General features: G+C 75.4%; 14 protein-coding genes. 8 read left to right on the top strand and 6 right to left on the bottom strand.

What is annotated here, in order from left to right:
* The first annotated feature begins 1 nt into the window (after position 1).
* The 8 genes from nusA to ACIF8T_RS16110 all read left to right on the top strand — a co-directional run bounded on the left by nusA (position 2) and on the right by ACIF8T_RS16110 (position 11,606).
* Positions 2-988 carry a transcription termination factor NusA gene (gene nusA, locus ACIF8T_RS16145; protein WP_400035424.1) on the top strand — a complete coding sequence of 329 codons (987 nt, stop codon included), beginning with the start codon at positions 2-4 and terminating at the stop codon, positions 986-988.
* Between the two features lie 101 nt (positions 989-1,089).
* Positions 1,090-1,386, top strand: coding sequence for a YlxR family protein (locus ACIF8T_RS16140; RefSeq protein ID WP_400035423.1), 297 nt, complete (start codon positions 1,090-1,092; stop codon positions 1,384-1,386).
* Positions 1,387-1,535: 149 nt separating this feature from the next.
* Positions 1,536-4,595, top strand: coding sequence for a translation initiation factor IF-2 (gene infB, locus ACIF8T_RS16135; protein WP_400035421.1), 3,060 nt, complete (start codon positions 1,536-1,538; stop codon positions 4,593-4,595).
* Between the two features lie 204 nt (positions 4,596-4,799).
* Positions 4,800-5,093 (top strand): DUF503 domain-containing protein, encoded by a 294-nt coding sequence (locus ACIF8T_RS16130; protein WP_400035419.1) that lies wholly within the window; start codon positions 4,800-4,802, stop codon positions 5,091-5,093.
* Between the two features lie 55 nt (positions 5,094-5,148).
* Complete coding sequence (gene rbfA / locus ACIF8T_RS16125) at positions 5,149-5,598, top strand: 30S ribosome-binding factor RbfA (RefSeq protein ID WP_400035417.1); 450 nt, start codon at positions 5,149-5,151, stop codon at positions 5,596-5,598.
* Positions 5,595-6,500: a tRNA pseudouridine(55) synthase TruB gene (truB, locus tag ACIF8T_RS16120; RefSeq protein ID WP_400035415.1), complete on the top strand. Its 906-nt coding sequence runs from the start codon at positions 5,595-5,597 to the stop codon at positions 6,498-6,500. The genes rbfA and truB overlap by 4 nt, the downstream gene beginning before the upstream one ends.
* A 258-nt stretch (positions 6,501-6,758) precedes the next feature.
* Positions 6,759-10,175 carry a trypsin-like peptidase domain-containing protein gene (locus ACIF8T_RS16115; protein WP_400035413.1) on the top strand — a complete coding sequence of 1,139 codons (3,417 nt, stop codon included), beginning with the start codon at positions 6,759-6,761 and terminating at the stop codon, positions 10,173-10,175.
* A gap of 480 nt (positions 10,176-10,655) precedes the next feature.
* Positions 10,656-11,606 (top strand): bifunctional riboflavin kinase/FAD synthetase, encoded by a 951-nt coding sequence (locus ACIF8T_RS16110; protein WP_400035411.1) that lies wholly within the window; start codon positions 10,656-10,658, stop codon positions 11,604-11,606.
* 71 nt (positions 11,607-11,677) lie between these two features.
* Here ACIF8T_RS16110 and ACIF8T_RS16105 read toward each other — a convergent pair whose 3' ends face one another.
* The 6 genes from ACIF8T_RS16105 to ACIF8T_RS16080 all read right to left on the bottom strand — a co-directional run bounded on the left by ACIF8T_RS16105 (position 11,678) and on the right by ACIF8T_RS16080 (position 21,473).
* A complete protein-coding gene (locus tag ACIF8T_RS16105) occupies positions 11,678-12,673 on the bottom strand; it encodes an ABC transporter ATP-binding protein (protein ID WP_400035409.1) in 996 nt (331 codons plus the stop codon).
* Complete coding sequence (locus ACIF8T_RS16100) at positions 12,670-13,662, bottom strand: ABC transporter ATP-binding protein (protein WP_400035408.1); 993 nt, start codon at positions 13,660-13,662, stop codon at positions 12,670-12,672. Before ACIF8T_RS16100 ends, ACIF8T_RS16105 begins: the two co-directional genes overlap by 4 nt.
* Positions 13,659-14,576, bottom strand: a complete 918-nt coding sequence (locus ACIF8T_RS16095; protein ID WP_400035406.1) for an ABC transporter permease — start codon at positions 14,574-14,576, stop codon at positions 13,659-13,661. Before ACIF8T_RS16095 ends, ACIF8T_RS16100 begins: the two co-directional genes overlap by 4 nt.
* Positions 14,573-15,625: an ABC transporter permease gene (locus ACIF8T_RS16090; RefSeq protein ID WP_400035404.1), complete on the bottom strand. Its 1,053-nt coding sequence runs from the start codon at positions 15,623-15,625 to the stop codon at positions 14,573-14,575. The genes ACIF8T_RS16095 and ACIF8T_RS16090 overlap by 4 nt, the downstream gene beginning before the upstream one ends.
* 14 nt (positions 15,626-15,639) lie before the next feature.
* Positions 15,640-17,493: an ABC transporter substrate-binding protein gene (locus ACIF8T_RS16085; protein WP_400035402.1), complete on the bottom strand. Its 1,854-nt coding sequence runs from the start codon at positions 17,491-17,493 to the stop codon at positions 15,640-15,642.
* 329 nt (positions 17,494-17,822) lie between these two features.
* Positions 17,823-21,473 carry an SCO5717 family growth-regulating ATPase gene (locus ACIF8T_RS16080; RefSeq protein WP_400035400.1) on the bottom strand — a complete coding sequence of 1,217 codons (3,651 nt, stop codon included), beginning with the start codon at positions 21,471-21,473 and terminating at the stop codon, positions 17,823-17,825.
* Between the last annotated feature and the right edge of the window lie 89 nt (positions 21,474-21,562).

The raw sequence follows: 21,562 nt of genomic DNA, 5'->3' as shown, positions 1-21,562 counted from the left end.
CGTGGACATCGACATGAGTGCCCTGCGGGGCTTGGTGCGGGAGAAGGAGATCTCGTTCGACCTGCTGGTCGAGGCGATCGAGTCGGCCCTCCTCATCGCCTACCACCGCACCGAGGGAAGCCGCCGGCACGCGCGCGTGGAGCTCAACCGGGAGACCGGGCACGTGACCGTGTGGGCGAAGGAGGACCCCGAGGACCTGGAAGAGGGGCAGGCGCCCCGGGAGTTCGACGACACCCCGTCCGGCTTCGGCCGCATCGCCGCCACCACGGCCAAGCAGGTCATCCTGCAGCGCCTGCGCGACGCCGAGGACGACGCGACGCTCGGCGAGTACGTCGGCCGCGAGGGCGACATCGTCACCGGAGTCGTCCAGCAGGGCCGCGACCCCAAGAACGTGCTCGTGGACATCGGCAAGCTGGAGGCCATCCTGCCGGTGCAGGAGCAGGTCCCCGGCGAGCAGTACCCCCACGGCCTGCGCCTGCGCTCCTACGTGGTGCGCGTGGCCAAGGGCGTGCGCGGCCCGTCCGTCACGCTGTCCCGCACCCACCCCAACCTGGTGAAGAAGCTCTTCGCCCTGGAGGTGCCGGAGATCGCCGACGGCTCCGTGGAGATCGCCGCGATCGCCCGCGAGGCCGGCCACCGCACCAAGATCGCCGTCCGGTCCACCCGCTCGGGCCTGAACGCCAAGGGCGCCTGCATCGGCCCGATGGGCGGCCGGGTGCGCAACGTCATGGCCGAGCTGAACGGTGAGAAGATCGACATCGTCGACTGGTCGGACGACCCGGCGGACATGGTCGCGAACGCGCTGTCACCCGCGCGGGTGTCCAAGGTGGAGATCGTCGACATGGGCACGCGCTCCGCGCGCGTCACCGTGCCGGACTACCAGCTGTCCCTGGCCATCGGCAAGGAGGGGCAGAACGCCCGGCTCGCGGCCCGGCTGACCGGGTGGCGCATCGACATCCGCCCGGACACCGAGCAGCCCGGGGAATAGATCCCGGTCGCAGGTCGCTTAGATCACGACAGGTTCCGCGCGGCAAGTGTCCGAATCCTGCCCCGTAGGGATGGGGAGCGGACGGGGAGGTAGACTTAGCTGTGTCTGGCCGGACGCGTGCCGGAGCATGCCCTGAGCGCACCTGTGTGGGGTGCCGGCAACGAGCGGCCAAGACGGAGCTGCTGCGGACCGTGGCGATCGAGGACGCGTGCGTCCCCGATCCTCGCGGTACGCTGCCCGGCCGGGGTGCGTATGTACACCCCGCCCTGGTCTGTCTCGACCAGGCGGTGCGCCGCCGGGCGTTCGCGAGGGCGCTGCGTGCCCCCGGAGCGCTCGACACAAAGGCGTTGCGCCAGTACGTCGAGCGGACGACAGTTGCCGAGCAGGCAACACGGTAGAAAGACGTGCCGCGCGGATAACCGTGCGGTGTAGGTACCTCGCGAGTCGAAAGCAGGTCGAGATTGCGATGAGCACTCGATGAGTACGCGATGAGTACGCCCATGAACTAGCGACGGTCCGGACGCAACCCGGACCTCAAAGGAGCGAAGTGGCTAAGGTCCGGGTATACGAACTCGCCAAGGAGTTCGGTGTGGAGAGCAAGGTCGTCATGGCCAAGCTCCAGGAACTCGGTGAATTCGTCCGTTCGGCGTCTTCGACGATCGAAGCGCCCGTAGTACGCAAACTGACTGACGCCTTCCAGGGCGGTGGCAACGGCAAGTCCGCCGCGAAGCCCGGTGCCCCCAGGAAGGCCGCCCCCAGGCCCGCCGCGCCCTCTCCGGCGCAGGCGGCACGTCCGGCTGCCCCGAGGCCGCCGGCCGCACCCAAGCCCCCGGCTGCCCAGCAGCCGCCGGCCCCGTCCGCCCCGTCGGCTCCCGCGCCGGCCCCGGGTCCGCGTCCGACGCCGGGCCCCAGGCCCGCGCCGCGTCCGGCCCCGGCCGCGCCCGAGTTCACGGCTCCGCCGTCGGCCCCGGCCGCGTCCGGGCCGAAGCCCGGCGGTGCGCGTCCCGGTGCCCCCAAGCCCGGCGGTGCCCGTCCCAGCGGTCCCGGCCAGGACCGGCGTGACGGCCAGGGCCAGCGTCCCGCCGGCCAGGGCCAGCGTCCCGGCGGCTCCGCGCCGCGTCCGGGCGCCCGTCCGGCCGGTCCGCGTCCGGGCAACAATCCCTTCACCTCCGGTGGCTCCACCGGCATGGCACGCCCGCAGGCCCCGCGCCCGCAGGCGCCCCGTCCGGCCGGCGCCCCCGGTGCCGCCGCCGGCGGCGGTCCCCGTCCCCAGGCACCCGGTGCCCAGGGCGGCGGTCCGCGTCCGCAGGCTCCGGGCGGTCCGCGCCCGACCCCGGGCCAGATGCCGCGTCCGCAGGGCGGTCCGCGTCCCGGCGGCGGTCCCGCCGGCCCGCGTCCCAACCCCGGCATGATGCCGCAGCGTCCCGCTGCCGGCCCGCGTCCCGGCCCCGGCGGCCGCGGTCCGGGCGGTGCGGGTCGTCCCGGCGGCGGTGCCGGTCGTCCCGGCGGCGGCGGCTTCGCCGGCCGTCCCGGCGGCGGTGCCGGTGCCGGTCGTCCCGGTGGCGGCGGCGGCTTCGCCGGCCGTCCCGGTGGTCCCGGCGGCGGTGGCGGCGGCTTCGGCGGCGGCGGTGGCCGTCCCGGCTTCGGCGGTCGTCCCGGTGGTCCGGGCGGTCGCGGTGGCACGCAGGGCGCCTTCGGCCGTCCCGGCGGTCCCGCGCGTCGCGGCCGCAAGTCGAAGCGGCAGAGGCGCCAGGAGTACGAGGCCATGCAGGCCCCGTCGGTCGGCGGCGTGATGCTGCCTCGCGGCAACGGCGAGACCATTCGCCTGTCGCGCGGTGCGTCGCTCACCGACTTCGCGGAGAAGATCAACGCCAACCCGGCGTCGCTCGTCGCGGTGATGATGAACCTCGGCGAGATGGTCACGGCCACGCAGTCCGTCTCCGACGAGACGCTGCAGCTCCTCGCCGACGAGATGAACTACACGGTTCAGATCGTCAGCCCCGAGGAGGAGGACCGCGAGCTGCTCGAGTCCTTCGACATCGAGTTCGGCGAGGACGAGGGCGACGAGGACGACCTGGTGGTCCGTCCGCCGGTCGTCACGGTCATGGGTCACGTCGACCACGGCAAGACCCGCCTGCTCGACGCCATCCGCAAGACGAACGTCATCGCGGGCGAGGCCGGCGGCATCACCCAGCACATCGGTGCCTACCAGGTCTCGACCCAGGTCAACGACGAAGAGCGCAAGATCACCTTCATCGACACCCCGGGTCACGAGGCGTTCACCGCCATGCGTGCCCGCGGTGCGCGGTCGACCGACATCGCGATCCTGGTCGTCGCGGCCAACGACGGCGTCATGCCGCAGACGGTCGAGGCGCTCAACCACGCGAAGGCGGCCGACGTGCCGATCGTCGTCGCGGTCAACAAGATCGACGTCGAGGGTGCCGACCCGACCAAGGTGCGCGGTCAGCTGACCGAGTACGGCCTGGTGGCCGAGGAGTACGGCGGCGACACCATGTTCGTCGACATCTCCGCCAAGCAGGGTCTGCACATCGACTCGCTGCTGGAGGCCGTGATCCTCACGGCCGACGCCTCGCTCGACCTGCGGGCCAACCCGAACCAGGACGCGCAGGGCATCTCGATCGAGTCCCGTCTCGACCGCGGCCGCGGTGCCGTGTCGACGGTCCTCGTCCAGCGAGGCACGCTGCGGGTCGGCGACACGATGGTGGTGGGCGACGCCTACGGCCGCGTGCGCGCCATGCTCGACGACAACGGCAACAACGTCGCCGAGGCGGGTCCGTCGACTCCGGTCCAGGTGTTGGGTCTCACCAACGTCCCGGGCGCGGGCGACAACTTCCTCGTCGTCGACGAGGACCGTACGGCCCGTCAGATCGCGGAGAAGCGCGCGGCGCGCGAGCGCAACGCGGCCTTCGCCAAGCGCACGCGCCGCGTGTCGCTGGAGGACCTGGACAAGGTGCTCAAGGCCGGCGAGGTCCAGCAGCTGAACCTGATCATCAAGGGTGACGCTTCCGGTTCGGTCGAGGCCCTCGAGTCCTCGCTGCTCCAGCTGGACGTCGGCGAAGAGGTCGACATCCGCGTCCTGCACCGCGGTGTCGGTGCGGTCACCGAGTCGGACATCGACCTGGCGATGGGCTCCGACGCCATCGTGATCGGCTTCAACGTGCGCGCCGCCGGGCGTGCCGCGCAGATGGCCGAGCGCGAGGGCGTGGACGTCCGGTACTACTCGGTCATCTACCAGGCGATCGAGGAGATCGAGGCGGCCCTCAAGGGCATGCTCAAGCCGGAGTACGAGGAGGTCGAGCTCGGCACGGCGGAGATCCGCGAGGTCTTCCGTTCGTCCAAGCTGGGCAACATCGCGGGTGTGCTCATCCGCTCCGGCGAGGTGCGCCGCAACACCAAGGCACGCCTCATCCGCGACGGCAAGGTCATCGCGGAGAACCTCAACATCGAGGGTCTGCGTCGCTTCAAGGACGACGTCACCGAGATCCGCGAAGGCTTCGAGGGCGGTATCAACCTCGGGAACTTCAACGACATCAAGGTCGACGACGTCATCGCGACGTACGAGATGCGGGAGAAGCCGCGCGCGTAACCGCGCAGCGGTGTGCCGAGGCCGGTCGGCGGGGCGAGTCCCCGCCGGCCGCCTCGGCGTCTGCCGAGGGCCGCGGCCCCCGGCACCTCACGGGCGGTGAAACCCGATCGAGCCACCGGCTCGTTCGATGTACCGTTCGTGATGTCCCTGCCCACCGGGTGCAGGGCCATCGATCCCGTACCGGCGGGTCATCCGGACCGACACATGTATGTGGGGACGCTGTCCTTCGACCTCCTCCTCGGTGACGTACGGTCGCTGAAGGAGAAGCGCTCCGTCGTCCGCCCGATCGTCGCCGAGCTCCAGCGGAAGTTCGCGGTGAGCGCGGCCGAGGTGGACCACATCGACCTCCACCGGCGGGCCGGCATCGGCCTCGCCGTGGTCTCCGCCGACGCGGGGCACCTGACGGACGTGCTCGACCGGTGCGAGCGCCTGGTCGCCGGCCGCCCCGAGGTGGAGCTGCTGTCCGTCAGACGGCGCTTCCACGGCGACGACGACTGACCATCCAGGCCTTGGGCCAACGAACGCAGAAGAGACAAGAACGGGAGACGGACCAGTGGCCGACAACGCGCGGGCTAAGAGGCTGGCGGACCTCATCCGAGAGGTGGTGGCCCAGAAGCTGCAGCGCGGGATCAAGGACCCGCGGCTCGGCTCGCACGTCACCATCACGGACACCCGGGTGACGGGCGATCTGCGGGAGGCGACCGTCTTCTACACCGTGTACGGGGACGACGAGGAGCGCACGGCCGCCGCCGCCGGGCTGGAGAGCGCCAAGGGCGTGCTGCGGTCCGAGGTCGGCCGTGCGGCGGGCGTGAAGTTCACGCCGACCCTGACCTTCGTCATGGACGCCCTTCCGGACACCGCGCGCACCATCGAGGACCTGCTCGACAAGGCGCGGCAGTCCGACGCGAAGGTGCGCGAGGCGTCCGCGGGCGCCACGTACGCCGGCGGCGCCGACCCGTACCGGAAGCCGGACGAGGACGAGACGGACGACACCGCGGAATGACCCAGAAGCCCACCACGCCCGACGGCCTCGTCATCGTCGACAAGCCGTCGGGCTTCACTTCGCACGACGTCGTCGCGAAGATGCGCGGCATCGCCCGGACGCGGCGCGTCGGGCACGCCGGCACCCTCGACCCGATGGCGACCGGCGTCCTCGTCCTCGGCGTGGAGAAGGCCACCAAGCTGCTCGGCCACCTCGCGCTGACGGAGAAGGAGTACCTGGGCACCGTCCGGCTCGGGCAGAACACCCTCACGGACGACGCCGAGGGGGAGATCACCTCCTCCACCGACGCCTCCAAGGTCACCCGCGAGGCCATCGACGCCGGCGTCGCCCGGCTGACCGGCGACATCATGCAGGTGCCGTCCAAGGTCAGCGCCATCAAGATCAACGGCGTGCGGTCGTACAAGCGGGCGCGGGAGGGCGAGGAGTTCGAGATCCCCGCCCGGCCCGTCACCGTCTCGTCCTTCGGCGTGTACGACGTCCGTGACGCCGTCGCCGAGGACGGCACGCCCGTGCTCGACCTGGTGGTGTCCGTCGTCTGCTCCTCCGGCACGTACATCCGGGCCCTGGCCCGCGACCTGGGGGCCGGTCTCGGGGTAGGGGGGCACCTGACCGCCCTGCGCCGCACCCGCGTCGGGCCGTACAAGCTGGACGCCGCACGGACGCTGGACCAGCTCCAGAAGGAGCTGACCGTGATGCCGATCGCCGAGGCCGCCGCCGCGGCGTTCCCGCGGTGGGACATCGACGGCAAGCGGGCCCGGCTGCTCGCCAACGGCGTGCGGCTGGAGATGCCCGACACGTACGCGGGGGCGGGCGCGGTGGCCGTCTTCGGCCCCGAGGGCCGGTTCCTCGCGCTCGTCGAACACCACCGGGGCAAGGCCAAGAGCCTCGCCGTCTTCGGCTGAGGCCGCGGGCGGGCCGGCGTCCGCCCGTGGAGCGGCGGGTCACGGGGAACTCCACTGCCCGCCGCTCCACGGTCCCCCCTCGGTTCCCCCACCCAAGGTCTATCCAGCCGGCCCCGCCGGTTCACCCGTGCGGGCAGGCGCTCGGAGTGAAGCGGGGGAGCGGAAGGGGGCGCGTTCCCGGCACGATCTGTGCCGCTGATCATCCCGCCCGTACCGTCGGGACGCGAGGGCACGGAGGTACGGCGGGGAGGTTCGACGATGGCGTCGCGGAACCGGTCCCGGGAGGCACACGACGACGCGGGGGAGCCCCGCACCGGGCTCGACGACGCCCTGGTCCGCGTCCACGACCCGGCGGGCCGGCCGCGCGGCACCGGCTTCGCCGCCGACCACCACGGCACCGTCCTCACCAGCCACGAGGCCGTCGACGGCCTGGCCCGGCTGGTGGTGCGCGCCGGGGAACGCGCGTGCGCCGTGACCGCCGAGGCCGTCACCCCGCTGCCCGCGCTCGGCCTCGCCCTGATCCGCACCGACGGGCTCGGCGCGGACCCGCTGCCGGTCACGGTGCGGGAGGGGATCGCGCCCGGCACCTACGTGCGGATCGCCGCCGGCTGCTGGCGCGAGGCCCGGATCCTCGGCACGACCCGCGCGACGTACACCGCCGCGGACCGCTGCCACCCGCTGGACGGCGTACTGGAGCTCGCCATCGGCACGGCGGGGCGCGACGCGCTGCGGCGGGGCGGCGGAGCGGCCGGCGGCCCGGTGCTCGACGCCGCGACCGGCGCCGTCGTCGGCGTCCTCGGCACCGCCCTGCACGCCGGCCGGCGCGACGCCGGCTTCGCCGTCCCGCTGCCGCGCGTCGCGCCCGGGGGCACCCCGCTCGCCGGCCTGCTCGCCGAGAACGCCGCGACCGTCCCCGCGTACGGCGCCGACCTCAACCTCGCCGGTCTGCTGGAGCTGGCCGCCGCCTCCGCGGGGCAGGACGGGCCGCCGCTCCCCCGGACGGCCGCGCCGGTCGAACGGGCCGCGGCCGCCGGCCCGTTGACCGCGTTCACCCGGGGACCCGCGGCCGTGCTCGGGCTCGTCGGCCCGCCCGGCAGCGGCCGTACGACGGAGCTCGCGGCGCTCGCCGGCCGGCGCGCCCGCGGCGGGCACCCCACCGTGTGGCTGCGCGGAGCCGACCTGCGCGGCGACGACGCCTCCGTGGCCGACGCGGCGCGGCGGGCGCTGGAGCGGGCGGCCCGCCGCGTGGGCGCCTCCCGCGCCCCGCTCCCGGCCGACCTCGGCGACATCACCCCCGAGCGCCTCGCCGACACCGCCCGCGGGCTCGGCCGCCCCCTGCTGCTCCTGCTCGACGGCCCCGAGGAGATGCCGCCGGTGCCGGCCCACCGGCTCGCCGCCTGGGCCGGGGGGACGGCGCGCTGGCTGCGCGCACGGGGGGCGCGGCTGGTGGTGGCGTGCCGCCCGGAGTACTGGGAGAGCGCGGGGGCGTGCTTCCCGGCGGACACGCTGCACGCCGGCGACCCGGCCGAGGACCCCGAGGGCCTCGCCCCGTGCGTGCGCCTCGGCGACCTCACCCCGGCCGAGGCCCGCGAGGCCCGCTCCCGGTACGGCATCGCCGACCGGGTCCTCGCCGACGCCGACGCCCGCCACCCGCTCACCCTCCGGCTCCTCGCGGACGTCGGAGCCGCCCTGCCCGCCGCGCCCGAGGGCCCCCTCGACCGGCACGACGTCCTCTCCGCCCACCTGGACCTGCGGTGCCTGCGCGTCGCGGTCCGGCTCGCCGCCGCCGACGGGCTGCGCGGCACCGCCGTACGACGGCTGGCCACGAAGGTGTCCGGGCAGGTGCACGAGGCCGCCCGGCGCAGTCTCGGCCCCGGCCACGGGGAACTGGACCGGGAGTCCTTCGAGGCGCTGTTCCCGCGGGGACCCGCCCCGGCCCGGCTGGGCGGCGGCACCGGCTGGGCGTCCGCCGTCCTCGCCGAGGGCCTGCTCGTCCCCGCCGCCGGCGGCTACCGCTTCGACCACGAGGAACTCGCCGACTGGCTCCAGGGCACGCACCTCGACCTGGACGCGGCCCTGCGCGCCCTGGTCCACGACCGGCCCGGCGACCCCGGCGCGGTGCCGCACCACCGCATCGGCCCCGTCGTCGAGGCCCTGCTCCTGCTCGCCCGCCGGCGCGGCCCCGGGCACCTCGCCTCCCGGCTGGCCGACCTGGTGCACGCCCTGGACGACGACCCGCACTCCTGGTGGGCGGCCCGGCTGCTCGCCCGGACCCTGGCGCGGGTGCCCGACGCCACCCCGTACCTCGCGGTGCTGGGGCTGCTCGCCGACCGGGTCGTGGCCTGGCGGCGGCAGCGGCGGAGCGTCCCGGCCGCGTTCGGGCCCGCCTTCTGGACCGCGCTGCCGGTGGCGCAGGAGGCCCGCTTCGCGCTGCTGCGCCGCCTGGTCCTCGCCGACGGGCCGCCGTGCGAGCCCGGCCCCCGCTTCCTCGACGCCGTCGCCCGTCTCCTGGCCGCCGAACCCGCCGCCGTGCAGCGGCACCTGGCCCGCTGGTTCGACGACGAGCGGGCCCTGCCCGCCACCCCCCACGCCACCGTGGCCACGGCGGCGCAGGCGCTGCTGCACACGCACCGGCACCGGGCCCTGGACGAGCTGACCGAGGTGCTCGCCGACAGCGGGCACCGGCGGGCCGGCGAACTGCTCGCCGTGCTGGCGGAGGAGGAACCGGCCGCGCTGTGCCGGGCCGTGGACCGGTGGGCGCGTGACGCGCGGCCCGCCCGGCGCGCGGCCGCCCTCGCCCACGGCCTGCGCGTCGCCCCCCACCTGCGCACCGACGCCGACCGCGCCCTGCTGCGCCGGACCGCCCTCGCCCTGCTCGCCCGCCCCGCCGACCACGCCCTGCACGGCGGCGCGCTCGCCCTGCTCCTCCGGGACCCGGACACCCGCGCCCGGTACCTCCCGCAGGCCCTGGAGCACTTCGCGGCGGGCGACCCGCACCTGCCGCCGCGCACCCTGGCCGGCGCCCTCGCCGACCGGCCGGAGCCGGTCCTGCGCGCCTTCGGGGCCCGGCTGGCCCGGCCGGACACCGGGGAGGCGCTGCGCGCCCTCGCCGACGCCACCCCGCCCGCCCTGGCCCGGCGCGTCGCCGGGCTGCTGGGCGAGGCCGCGGCGCGGCGGCCGGAGGCAGCCGGGCACCTGGCCGAGTACGTCGACCGGCGCCTCGACGAGGGCCCCGCGGCCCGGGCCGCCCTCCTGCCGCTGCTCACCGCCCTCCTGGACGGCGGCCCGCAGCGGGTGCGTGCCGCGCTCGCCGGCGTGGTCGCGGGCTCCGGCGGCCCCGGCTCCCGCCCGCTCCGCCGCGACCTGCGCGACGGCCTGCTGGCCCGCGAGCGGGATCCCGCCGTCCTGGACGCCCTGCTGCGCGCGGCCGTCCCCGCCGCCGGCGGCGACGACCTCCGCGCCCTCGTCCACCGCACCGGAACGTTGCTGGTGCGCACCCCGGAGGGCGCCACCCTCTTCGACCGGGCCCTGGTCGACCTCGGCCGGCACGTGCCCGGCTTCGCCGCCCGGGTGACCGGCTGGCTGGCCGCGGCCCCGCGGGAGTGGGCGGCGCTGGTGGGGCCCAGCGCCCGCCGGACCCTGGAGAAGCTGCCGGGCGTGCGGGTCCCCGTGTGAGCGCGGACCGCCCGCGCGGCCGGTGGACCATGAACTGCCCGTACGGCCGGTGGCCCGTGGGCCGCTCGCGCGGCTGGTGGACCGTGAACTGCCCGTACAGCCGGTGGACCGCAGGTTGTCGGTGCGGTCCGGAACGCGGGTGGTGTGCGGCGGTGGACCGTGGGCCGCTCGCGCGGCTGGTGGACCATGAACTGCCCCTACAGCCGGTGGACCGTGGGTCGTCGGTGCGGTTCGGGCCGTGGGCCGCCCGCGCGGCCGGTGGGCCGCGGACCGCCCGCGTCGCCGGTGCGCCGCGGGCTGCCGGTGCGGCCGGTGACCCGTGGGTCGTCCGTGCGGCCGGTGCGCCGCGGGCCGCACGTGCGGACGGTCACAGCGACCATGCCGATGCCGGGCGGATGCGTCCGGCATGGCACCCTTAGACCTGCGCAAGAGGCAGAGACGGACACGGGTTCGACGAGGATGCGACGAGGAGCGGTCACAGTGCAGCGCTGGCGTGGCTTGGAGGACATCCCCCAGGACTGGGGGCGCAGCGTCGTCACCATCGGCTCCTACGACGGAGTGCACCGCGGGCACCAGCTGATCATCCGGCACGCCGTGGACCGCGCCCGGCAGCTGGGCGTGCCCGCCGTGGTCGTCACCTTCGACCCGCACCCCAGCGAGGTCGTCCGCCCCGGCAGCCACCCGCCGCTGCTCGCCCCGCACCACCGGCGCGCCGAACTCATGGCCGAACTGGGCGTGGACGCCGTCCTCGTCCTGCCCTTCACGGCCGAGTTCTCGAAGCTGTCCCCGGCGGACTTCGTCGTGAAGGTCCTGGTCGACAAGCTGCACGCCAAGGCCGTCGTCGAGGGCCCCAACTTCCGCTTCGGGCACAAGGCCGCCGGGACCGTGGAGTTCCTGGTCGAGCAGGGGAAGATCTACGACTTCGAGGTGGAGGTCGTCGACCTGTTCGTGACCGGCGAGGCCGGCGGCGGCCAGCCCTTCTCCTCGACGCTGACCCGGCGCCTGGTCGCCGAGGGCGACGTCGGGGGCGCCGCCGAGATCCTCGGCCGCCCGCACCGCGTCGAGGGCATCGTCGTGCGCGGTGCCCAGCGCGGCCGCGAACTCGGCTTCCCGACCGCCAACGTCGAGACTCTGCCGCACACCGCGATCCCGGCCGACGGCGTCTACGCCGGCTGGCTGCACGCCCAGGGCGAGGCCATGCCGGCCGCGATCTCCGTCGGCACCAACCCGCAGTTCGACGGCACCGAGCGCACGGTGGAGGCGTACGCCATCGACCGGGTCGGGCTGGACCTGTACGGCCTGCACGTCTCCGTCGACTTCCTGGCCTTCGTGCGCGGGCAGGCGAGGTTCGACACCCTGGAGGCGCTGCTGGAGCAGATGGCCGAGGACGTCGAGCGCTGCCGGGAACTGGTGGCGGCGGAGCGGGGCTGACTCCGGGGCCCCAGGAGAGCGCGGGCCCCGCAGGGCGCGGCCGGCTCCGGCACGGCCGTCGCCGCGCGGCCCTAACCCCCCGCGCGGGCCCAGTGGCAGGCCACCTGGGCCGTCCCGCCGCCGTCGAGGATCCCCGGGTCCCGCGTACGGCACGCCCCGGCGACGCCCGCCCGGTCCGCCTCGCCGCTCGCCAGGACCGGGCAGCGGGCGTGGAAGCGGCAGCCGGAAGGGACGGACGACGGGTCCGGCGGCTCGCCGCCCAGCACCACCGGATCGCCCGGAGCCCCGGGCAGCACCGACAGCAGCGCCCGCGTGTAGGGATGCCGGGGCGCCGTCAGCACCTGCTCCACCGCGCCCGTCTCCACGATCCGCCCCAGGTACATCACCGCCACCCGGTCGGCGATGTTCCAGGCCAGCCCCAGATCGTGGGTGACGACCAGCGCGGACAGGCCGAGGTCGGCGCGCAGCCGCAGCAGCAGGGCCAGGATCTCGCCGCGCACCGAGGCGTCCAGGGAGGCCACCGGCTCGTCGGCGACCAGGAGTTCGGGCCGCAGGACCAGCGCGCCCGCGATGACCACGCGCTGGCGCTGCCCGCCGGACAGCTCGTGCGGGTAGCGCAGGAAGAACCGCTCCGGGGGCCGCAGCCCGGCCCGGGAGAGGGCCTCGGCGACCGCCGCCCGCTCGTCACCGCGGTGACCGTGGATGCGCAGCCCCTCGGCCACCGCGTCGTACACGGTGTGCCGCGGGTTGAGGGAGCCGCTCGGGTCCTGCAGCACCAGCTGGACGCGTCGGCGGTACGCCTTCAGGGCCCGGCCGGAGTACTCCAGCGGCCGCCCGTCGAAGGCGACCCGGCCCGACGCCGGAGTCACCAGGCCCAGCAGGCAGCGGGCCAGCGTGGTCTTGCCGCAGCCCGACTCGCCGACCAGCGCCACGATCTCGCCGCGGCGGACGTCGAGGTCGACGCCGTCCACCGCGCGGGCGCGGGGCGCGCCGTGCCGGCCGGGGAAGGAGACGTGCAGGTCCCGGGCCGTGAGCAGGGGGCCGGTGGCGGCGGGGGGCGTGGTCATGGGGGGCCGGGCCTCGCTTCCCGGCGGGGGCCCGCCGCGCCGTCCGTCACGTGCACGCAGGCCGCACGCCGCCCGGGCCCCGCGGCCCGCAGCGCCTGGTCCTCGGTGCCGCACGACTCCAGCGCCACCGGGCAGCGCGGATGGAACGCGCAGCCGGACGGCAGCGCGGCCGGATCGGGCGGGTCCCCGGCCAGACCGCGCGGCGCGAACCGCGACGCCGGGTCGCCGATCCGGGGGAACGCGGCGGACAGGGCCCCGGCGTACGGGTGCCGGGCGTCCTCGTGGACCCGGCGGGCCGGGCCCTCCTCGACCACCCGGCCCGCGTACATCACCGCCAGCCGGTCGCAGGTGTCGGCGAGCACCGCCAGATCGTGACTGATCATGATCAGCGCCAGGTCCTGCTCGGCGACGAGCCGTCCGATCAGCCGCAGGATCTGCGCCTGCACCATCACGTCCAGCGCGGTGGTCGGCTCGTCGGCGACGACCAGCCGCGGGTCGCAGGCCAGCGCCATGGCGATCATGACGCGCTGGCGCTGCCCGCCGGACAGCTGGTGCGGGTAGGCGTCCGCCCGGGCCGCCGGGAGACCGACCTGCTCCAGCAGCTCACCGGTCCTCCTGCGCGCACCGGCGGGCGTCGCCCTGCCGTGCAGCAGGATCGGCTCGGCGATCTGGTCGCCGACGCGGTGCACGGCGTTGAGGGAGTGCATCGCGCCCTGGAAGACGAGGGAGGCCCCGGCCCAGCGGACCGCCCGGAGCCGGCCCCACTTCATGGTCAGGACGTCCTCGCCGTCGAGCAGGACCTCGCCGGTCACCCGGGTCCCGGCCGGCAGCAGCCGCAGCAGGGCCAGCGCCAGCGTGGACTTGCCGCAGCCCGACTCCCCGGCGACCCCCAGCTTCCGGCCCGCCGCCAGCCGCAGGTCCACCCCGCGCACGGCCCGGGCACCGCCCGCGTACGTCACCGTCAGGTCCCGCACGTCGAGCAGGCTCACCGCGCCACCCCCAGCCGGGGGTTGAGCACGGCCTCCACGGCCCGCCCGCACAGGGTGAACGCCAGCGCGACGGCGGCGATCGCGACGCCGGGCGGCACGAGGTACCCCCAGTGCCCGGAGCTGACCGCGCCCGCCTCCCGCGCGTCCTGCAGCAGCCCGCCCCACGACACCACTGTCGGATCGCCCAGTCCGAGGAAGGCCAGCGTCGCCTCGGCGAGGATGGCCGAGGAGATGATCAGGGTGGTCTGGGCCAGCACCAGCGGCATCACGTTCGGCAGGACGTGCCGGGACATGATGTGCCCGTGCCCGCCGCCGAGCGCCCGGGCCCGCTCGATGTACGGCCGGGTCTCCACCGCCAGGGTCTGCGCCCGCACCAGCCGGGCCGTCGTCGGCCAGGTCGTCACGCCGATCGCCACGACGACGGTGGTCAGCGACCGGGACATCACGGTGGCCAGGGCGATCGCCAGCACCAGCGTCGGCATCACCAGGAACCAGTCGGTGATCCGCATCATCACGGTCGCGTACCAGCCCCGGAAGTGCCCGGCCGTGACGCCGATGAGCGTGCCGATCGCCACCGACAGCACGGCGGCGAGCAGCCCGACCAGCAGCGAGACCCGCGCGCCCCACACCACCAGGTCCAGCAGGTCGCGCCCGAACCGGTCGGTGCCGAACGGGAACCGGGCGCTCGGCCCCTCCAGCGGGCGGCCCGGCGCGTCGGTCACGCCGCTCGCGTCCGGGCCGGCCAGCAGCGGCGCGCACAGCGCGGCCAGGGCGGCCAGCGCCAGCGCCGCCAGCCCGAGGAGCCCGGACCGGTGGGCGCGGTACCGCCGCCAGAAGCGCGCGGCGGAGGCGCGGCGCCGCTGCCGCGCGAGGGCCCGCGGGCCCGGCGTCGTGTCGGTGCCGGTCGTCGTCATCGGCCCACCCGGGGATCGAGCAGCGGATAGATCAGGTCGGCGAGGGTGTTCATCACGATCACCGCGGCGGCGAACACGAAGAACAGTCCCTGCACCAGCGGCAGGTCGGGCACGCTCAGCGCCTGGTAGAACAGCCCGCCCAGGCCCGGCCAGGAGAACACCGTCTCCACCAGGATCACGCCCGCCACCGTCCGCCCGAGGTTGATGAAGATCAGCGTCACGGTCGGCAGCAGCGCGTTCGGCACGGCGTGCCGGCGCCGCACCAGGTCGTCGCGCAGCCCCTTGGCCCGCGCGGTCGTCAGGTAGTCGCCGCCCATCTCGTCGAGCAGCGCCGACCGTGCGACCAGCAGCGTCTGCCCGTACTCCACGGCCACCAGCGTCACCACCGGCAGCACCAGGTGGTGGGCGACGTCCACGGCGTACGCCAGCCCCTGCTCGCCGCCCGACTCCATGCCGCCGGTGGGGAACAGCCCGGGGACCGGGCCGACGCCCACCGACAGCGTGATGATCAGCAGCAGCCCCAGCCAGAAGGACGGCAGGGAGTACAGCGTCAGCGCGAGGCCGGTGTGGAACCGGTCCCCGGGCCCGCCGTGCCGCCACGCCGCCCGCGTGCCGAGGAGGATGCCGAGGGCGGTGTACAGGACGAAGGCCGTGCCGGTGAGCAGCAGCGTGTTCGGCAGCGCCTCGGTGATCTTGCCGACGACCGGGGCGCGGAACTGGTACGACGTCCCCAGGTCACCGGTGAGCGCCTTGCCGCAGTAGTCGGTGAACTGCCGCCACACCGGCAGGTCGAGCCCGAACTCGCGCCGGTAGGCGGCCAGTTGCTCCGAGGACACCTGGCGCCCGCCGGTCATGGTCCTCACCGGGTCGCCGGGGACCAGCCGGAAGAGGAAGAAGCTGGTGACGAGCACGGCGAGCAGGGAGACGGCCGCGCCGGCCACCTTGCCCGCCACGTACCGCGGGTAGGCGCCGCCGCCCCGCGCCCGGCGCCCGGGTGCCGGTGCCGGCCGCGCCTTCCCGGCCGGCGCGGAGGCCGCGTCAGCGGTCATGGGGTTCCGGCCGCCTATTCACGGTCGTCGGCGGTGGCGCGGCGCCGCAGCGCCACGAACGTCCCGAGCCCCACGAGGACGACGGCGCCCGCGACGATGCCGGTGACCACCCCCGCCGAGGACGAACCGCCCGAGGACTCCCCGGAGCCGGCCGGCACCGCCGACCACCAGCTCCAGTAGCCGTCCTGGCCGTAGATGTTGCCCGCCTTCGCCGGCATGGTGGTGATCGACGCGATCTGGTCCGTCCGGTACGCCTCGACCGCGTTCGGGTACGCCATGACGTTCATGTACCCGAGGTCGTACAGCCGCGACTCCATCTGCCGGACGATGCCGGCCCGCCGGGCCGGGTCGTACTCGGCGAGCTGCCGCGCGTAGAGCTCGTCGTACCGCTCGTCGCAGATGAAGTTGTCGGTGGCGCCGGTGTCCTCGGGGGTCGCGGGGAGCGCCGCGCAGGTGTGGATGGAGAGCACGAAGTCCGGGTCGGGGTTGACGGACCAGCCGTCGAAGGCGAGGTCGTACTCGCCGGCCAGCCACGGGTCGGTCACGTTGTCCAGGCAGGTGAGGCGGACGCCGATGCCGAGGGCGCCCCACCACTCCCGGAGGTACGTGCCGACCGCCTTGTCGTTGGGGTCGGTGGCGTGGCACAGCACGCGGTAGGTGAGCGGCTCGCCGTCCTTGCCGAGGCGCCGGCCGTCGCCGTCGGTGCGGTACCCCGCCTCGTCGAGCAGCCGGGCGGCCCTGGCCGGGTCGTACGCCAGCCTCTGGCGCGCGGACGGCTGCCAGAAGTACTGCGGGAAGCGCGGCGGGATGTAGCCCTGGCCCTCGACGGCGTGGCCCTGGAACACCTTGTCGACGATGGTCTCGCGGTCGACCGCCATGAACAGGGCGTGCCGCACCCGCCGGTCCAGCAGGGAGGGGTGGCCGTCGCCGAACCGTTCGCCGTTCCTCGCCCGGGCGCCCGGGTTGGTGGCGAGGGCGTAGAAGCGGCGGCCGGGGGCGTCGTTGACGCGGATGTCCTCGGCGCCCTTCAGGGACGCCGCCTGCGCGGGCGTCAGCGACGGCGACCCCGCGACGAAGGAGACCTCGCCCTTGCGCAGGGCGGAGACGGCCGCGTCCTGGTCCTTGTAGTAGCGGAAGACGAGTTCGTCGAACTTCGGCGCCCCGCGCCAGAAGTCCTCGTTGGCCTTGAGCCGGACGTAGCTGTCGGGCTTGTAGCCGGTGAGGACGAACGGCCCGTTGCCGACGACCGGGAAGTTCTCGTCGTTGTGGAACTCCGAGAAGTCGCCGACCTTCTCCCAGACGTGCTTGGGCACGATCGGCACGTCCAGCGCGGTCATCGTGGCCTGCGGTTTCTTCAGCCTGATGACCAGCCGGGTCGGGCTGGGCGCGGTGACCTCCTCGAAGTTGCCGACGAAGCTGCCGTTGGCGGTGGCCGCGCCCTCGTCGGTCATCATCGTGGTGAACGTCCAGGCCGCGTCCTTGGCGGTGACCCGCTTCCCGTCCGACCACGTCGAGTCGGAGCGGATCGTGTACGTCCAGGTCAGCTTGTCCGGCGACGACCGCCACCGGGTGGCCAGTCCCGGCACGACGTGGTTGTCCTCGGGGTCGTAGTTCGTCAGGTACTCGTACGTGAGCCGGTGGATGCTCGTGCTGAGCAGCCGGACCGCCAGGAACGGGCTGAGCGAGTCGACGCTCTGCGCCACCGCGACGGTCAGCACCCGCTTGCCGCCGTCGGCCGCCCGGGCCTGGTGCGGGGCCGGGTCGAGGGGGGTGGCGAGGCCGGCGGTGAGGGTGAGCGCGGCCGCGCCGGACGCGGCGGCGAACCGGATGCCGCGGCGGTGGTTGCGTGTCCGATCGTTCGTGTCCATGGGCTCGGTGACCTCGCCTCATCGCTCGCAGCGCTCGCACGGAAGGACGGACTGATCAGCTGTCGGACGGATGATGAGTGTGTCTACCAGCGGCCGTCCGCACCGTCAACGGTGCGTGCACCCCGTGTGGCCTGCGAAAACAACGCGTCGACTCGCGTTTTTCGGCCATTGGACGAGACCGGTGACGCCGCCCTGGCCAGGGCCTGACGACGGTTTCCCGCCCTGGACGCGCGACGGCCCGCGCCGGGGGTCACGGGCGCGGGCCGGAACGGGGACCGGCCCCCGGGAGGGGGCCGGCCGGGTGACGGGCCGGTGGTGCGGGAGCGGCGCTACGGCTGCGGGGGCGGCGGGGTCCGGTCGTCCGGCCGGCCGGGCTGCGGGTAGCCGTAGCCGGGCTGCGGGGCGCCCGCCGGGGGCTGGTCGGGCTGACCCGGCTGACCGGGGTGGGTGTACGGCTGCCCCGGCTGGGCGTGCGGCTGCGCCGGGGGCTGCGGGTACGGCTGCTGACCCGGCTGGACCGGCGGCTGGGCGGGCTGTCCCGGGTGGGCGTACGGCTGCCCCGGCTGGGCGTACGGCTGTCCCGGCTGCGGATAGGGCTGCTGCTGGGGCGCCTGGGGCTGTTGGCCCGGTTGGGCCGGGTACTGCTGGGCGCCGGGGACCGGCTGCTGCCCGGGGAAGGGCCGGCCGGGCAGCGGCTGGTGGGGAAGGGGCTGGCCCGGCAGCGGCGGGGCGGCGACCGGCGGCGGGTTGCCGTCGCTCGTCCACAGCCCGTGCATCTGCTGGTGGCGCACGAAGTCCTCGGCGACCATCGCCGCGAGGTTGAAGTACGCCTCCCGCACCTTCGGCCGCATCATGTCGAGGTCGACCTCGGCACCGGCGGCCAGGTGCTCGTCGAAGGGCACGACGATGACGCCCCGGCAGCGGGTCTCGAAGTGCGCCACGATGTCCTCGACCTTGATCATCTTGCCGGTCTCGCGGACGCCGGAGATGACGGTGAGCGAGCGCGAGACGAGGTCGGCGTACCCGTGCGCGGACAGCCAGTCCAGCGTCGTACTGGCGCTGGAGGCACCGTCCACGGACGGCGTGGAGATGATGATGAGCTGGTCGGCGAGGTCCAGCACCCCGCGCATCGCGCTGTAGAGCAGACCGGTGCCCGAGTCGGTCAGGATGATCGGGTACTGCTTGCCCAGGACGTCGATCGCGCGCCGGTAGTCCTCGTCGTTGAAGGTCGTGGACACGGCCGGGTCGACGTCGTTGGCGATGATCTCCAGCCCGGAGGGCGCCTGCGAGGTGAACCGGCGGATGTCCATGTACGAGTTGAGGTACGGGATCGCCTGCACCAGGTCGCGGATGGTCGCCCCGGTCTCGCGGCGCACCCGGCGGCCGAGCGTACCGGCGTCCGGGTTGGCGTCGATCGCGAGGATCTTGTCCTGTCGCTCGGTGGCGAGGGTGGAGCCGAGCGCGGTGGTCGTGGTCGTCTTGCCGACACCGCCCTTGAGGCTGATCACCGCGATCCGGTAGCAGGACAGCACCGGCGTGCGGATCAGCTCCAGCTTCCGCTGCCGCTCCGCCTCCTCCTTCTTGCCGCCCAGCTTGAACCGGGACCCGCCGCCCACCGGGCGGCTGCTCTTCGCCTTCTGCCTCCTGCTGTTGAGCAGCCGGTCCGACGACAGCTCCACGGCCGCCGTGTAACCGAGCGGCGCGGCACCGGGGTTGACCGGCTGCCGCTGGTCGTGCTGCATGGGCTGCGGCCAGGCGGCACCGGTGCGCGGGTCGACGGGGGGCTGGGGCTGACCGGGCAGGGGCTGGCCGGGCTGCGGGTAGCCGTAGCCCGGGTCGGGCTGCGGGAGCGGGCCCGGCTGGGCGGGGTGACCGGGCTGCGGGGTCTGCTGGGGCACGCCGGGGTGCGGCTGGGCCTGGGGCTGTCCGCCGGCCGGGGGCCGGTCCTGGGCCGGGGCGGCCTGGTGCTGGGCCTGCGCCTGCTGGGCCGGGGGCTGCGGGAAGCCGTAGCCGCCCTGGCCGCCGGGGCCGGGCGGGGCGGCCGGGGTCCCGGCCTGCGGGAAGCCGTAACCGCCCTGCGGGCCGGGCCCGGTGGGGGCCGCCGGAGCGCCCTGCTGCGGGAAGCCGTAGCCGCCCGGCTGCTGTGCGGGGGTGCCGTCCGGCTGCTGGGCCGGGGGCTGCTGCGCCGCGGGTGCCGGGGCACCCGGGTGCGGGAAACCGTAGCCGGGCTGCGGGGCGGGCCGGGCGGGCGCCTGGCCCGGTGGCACGGGCGCCTCCGACGGGTCCCACGCGGCGGGCGCGGACTGCGGCGCCTGCGGCTGGAGGGGCGGCTGCGGCTGGAACGGCGGCTGCTGCGGCGGCACGGACGGCTGGGCGGGCGCCGGCGGCATCTCCTGCGCGGCGGCGGGCTGCGGCTCCGCCGGCTGCGGCTGCGGCTGCGGTTGAGGCTGCGGCTGCGGTTGGGCAGACGGCTGCGCGGGCGGCTGGGGCTGCGGCGGCCAGTGGTTCGCGGGCGCCGGGGCGGCCGGCTGGTACGACGGCGGCAGCGGCGGCAGGCCGCCCTGCGGCGCCGGGGGAGTCCAGGCGGGCTGCGACGGGCCGCCGGGGACGGCGTCCTGGGGCACGGCATCCTGGGGCACGGCGTCCTGGGGCACGGCGTCCTGCGGAGCGGCCCGGTCGGGGACCGGGTCCACCGGCCCGTCGTCCGGTGCGGGCGCGTCCGCGGGCTCGGGGGTCACCGACTCCGTCTCATCGGATCCGGACGGCGCGGGCACGGCGTCCGCCGGTACGGCGTCCTGCGGCTCGGCGGCCTCGGCGCCGTCCTCCGTCCCGGTGTCCTGGGGAGCGGTGTCCTCGGGCCCGGCTTCCCGGGAAGCGGTGGCGCTCACCGCGTCCGCGCGGTCGACGACGTCGTCCTCCCCGGCGGTGCCGGGATCCGGCACGGCCGCAGCACCGGAGCCGGCCGGCCCGGCCCCGTCGGAGTCACCGGCCGCGTCCGCCGTACCGGCGGACGCCGCGTCGTCGGCGGTGGTCTCCGGCGCGTCGTCGGCACCGGCCTGGGCGGCCTCGTCCCGCGCGGGGGGCACGGCTTCGGCGGCCGGCGCCTCGGTGGACTCGGCGACGGCCCGGTCGGCGGCCCCGCCGGCCTCCTCGGCGGCGGGCACGTCGTGCTTCCCCTCGTCCGCGGACTCCAGGCGCGCCTCGACGGCGGCGGCCCGCTCGGCGATCTCCCGCTTCAGGGCGACGGCGGAGAACCGCAGGGTGGCGCCGCTCTCCAGATCGCCGTTGTCCGGCTCCGGCTCCTCGGGAGCCGCCGGGTCCGGTGCCGCAGCCGGTGCCTGGGGCGTCCACGGCACCTGCGGACCACCGGCCGGCGCGTTCGGCACGGCGGCGGGGGCGGGCGGCTCCGCCGAGGGCTGCTCGGAGTGCCCCACCGGCTCCGGCCGCTGCGGCTCGAACCCGCTGCCCGCCGGCAGCTTGGGCAGGGGGATCGGGTCGCCGGTGGGCGGCGCGGGCGGCGTGAACGGCGTGCCCGGCGCGGACGCGGGCGGCGGGGGAGCCGGCGCCCCGTAGGCCGGCGGAGCCGAGACGGGCTCGGGGGAAGTGGAGGAGGGGGACGGGGAGAAGGAGGCAGCCGGAGCCGGAGGAGCCGGGGAGGGGGCCGGTGGGGCGCCGTCCGCGGGCGAAGCACCGGCGGATTCCGCCGGGAGGCCCGATGCGTCAGGAATCCCCGATGCGCCAGGAGTCCCCGATGCGTCAGAAGCCCCCGAAGTCCCCGAAGCCCCTGGAGTCGCCGAGGACCCGGCCCCGGAGGACTGCGCCCCGCTCCCGAAGGACCCCGACGCGTTCTGCGTGTACCAGGCGGGCGGCGCGTAGTCGATGGTGAACTCGCCCGTCGCCTCGACCGCGGTCTCCGCGTCGGGCTGGTCATCGCCGGGTGTCGCCCAGCCCCCGCGGATCCCGTCCCGATCGCTGCTCACAGTTCCTCCTGGTGTGGTCGAGCACCCTCATGCCGTGCTGGGGCGACCCTTGCCTGTCGTCCGACGTGCTCCGAAGGGGTTCGGAGCCG

The organism is Streptomyces sp. NPDC085946, assembly GCF_044540485.1.
Classification (GTDB): Bacteria; Actinomycetota; Actinomycetes; order Streptomycetales; family Streptomycetaceae; genus Streptomyces.
The sequence above is the reverse complement of the archived record's forward strand: the minus strand, read 5'-3'. Positions and strand labels throughout refer to the sequence as shown.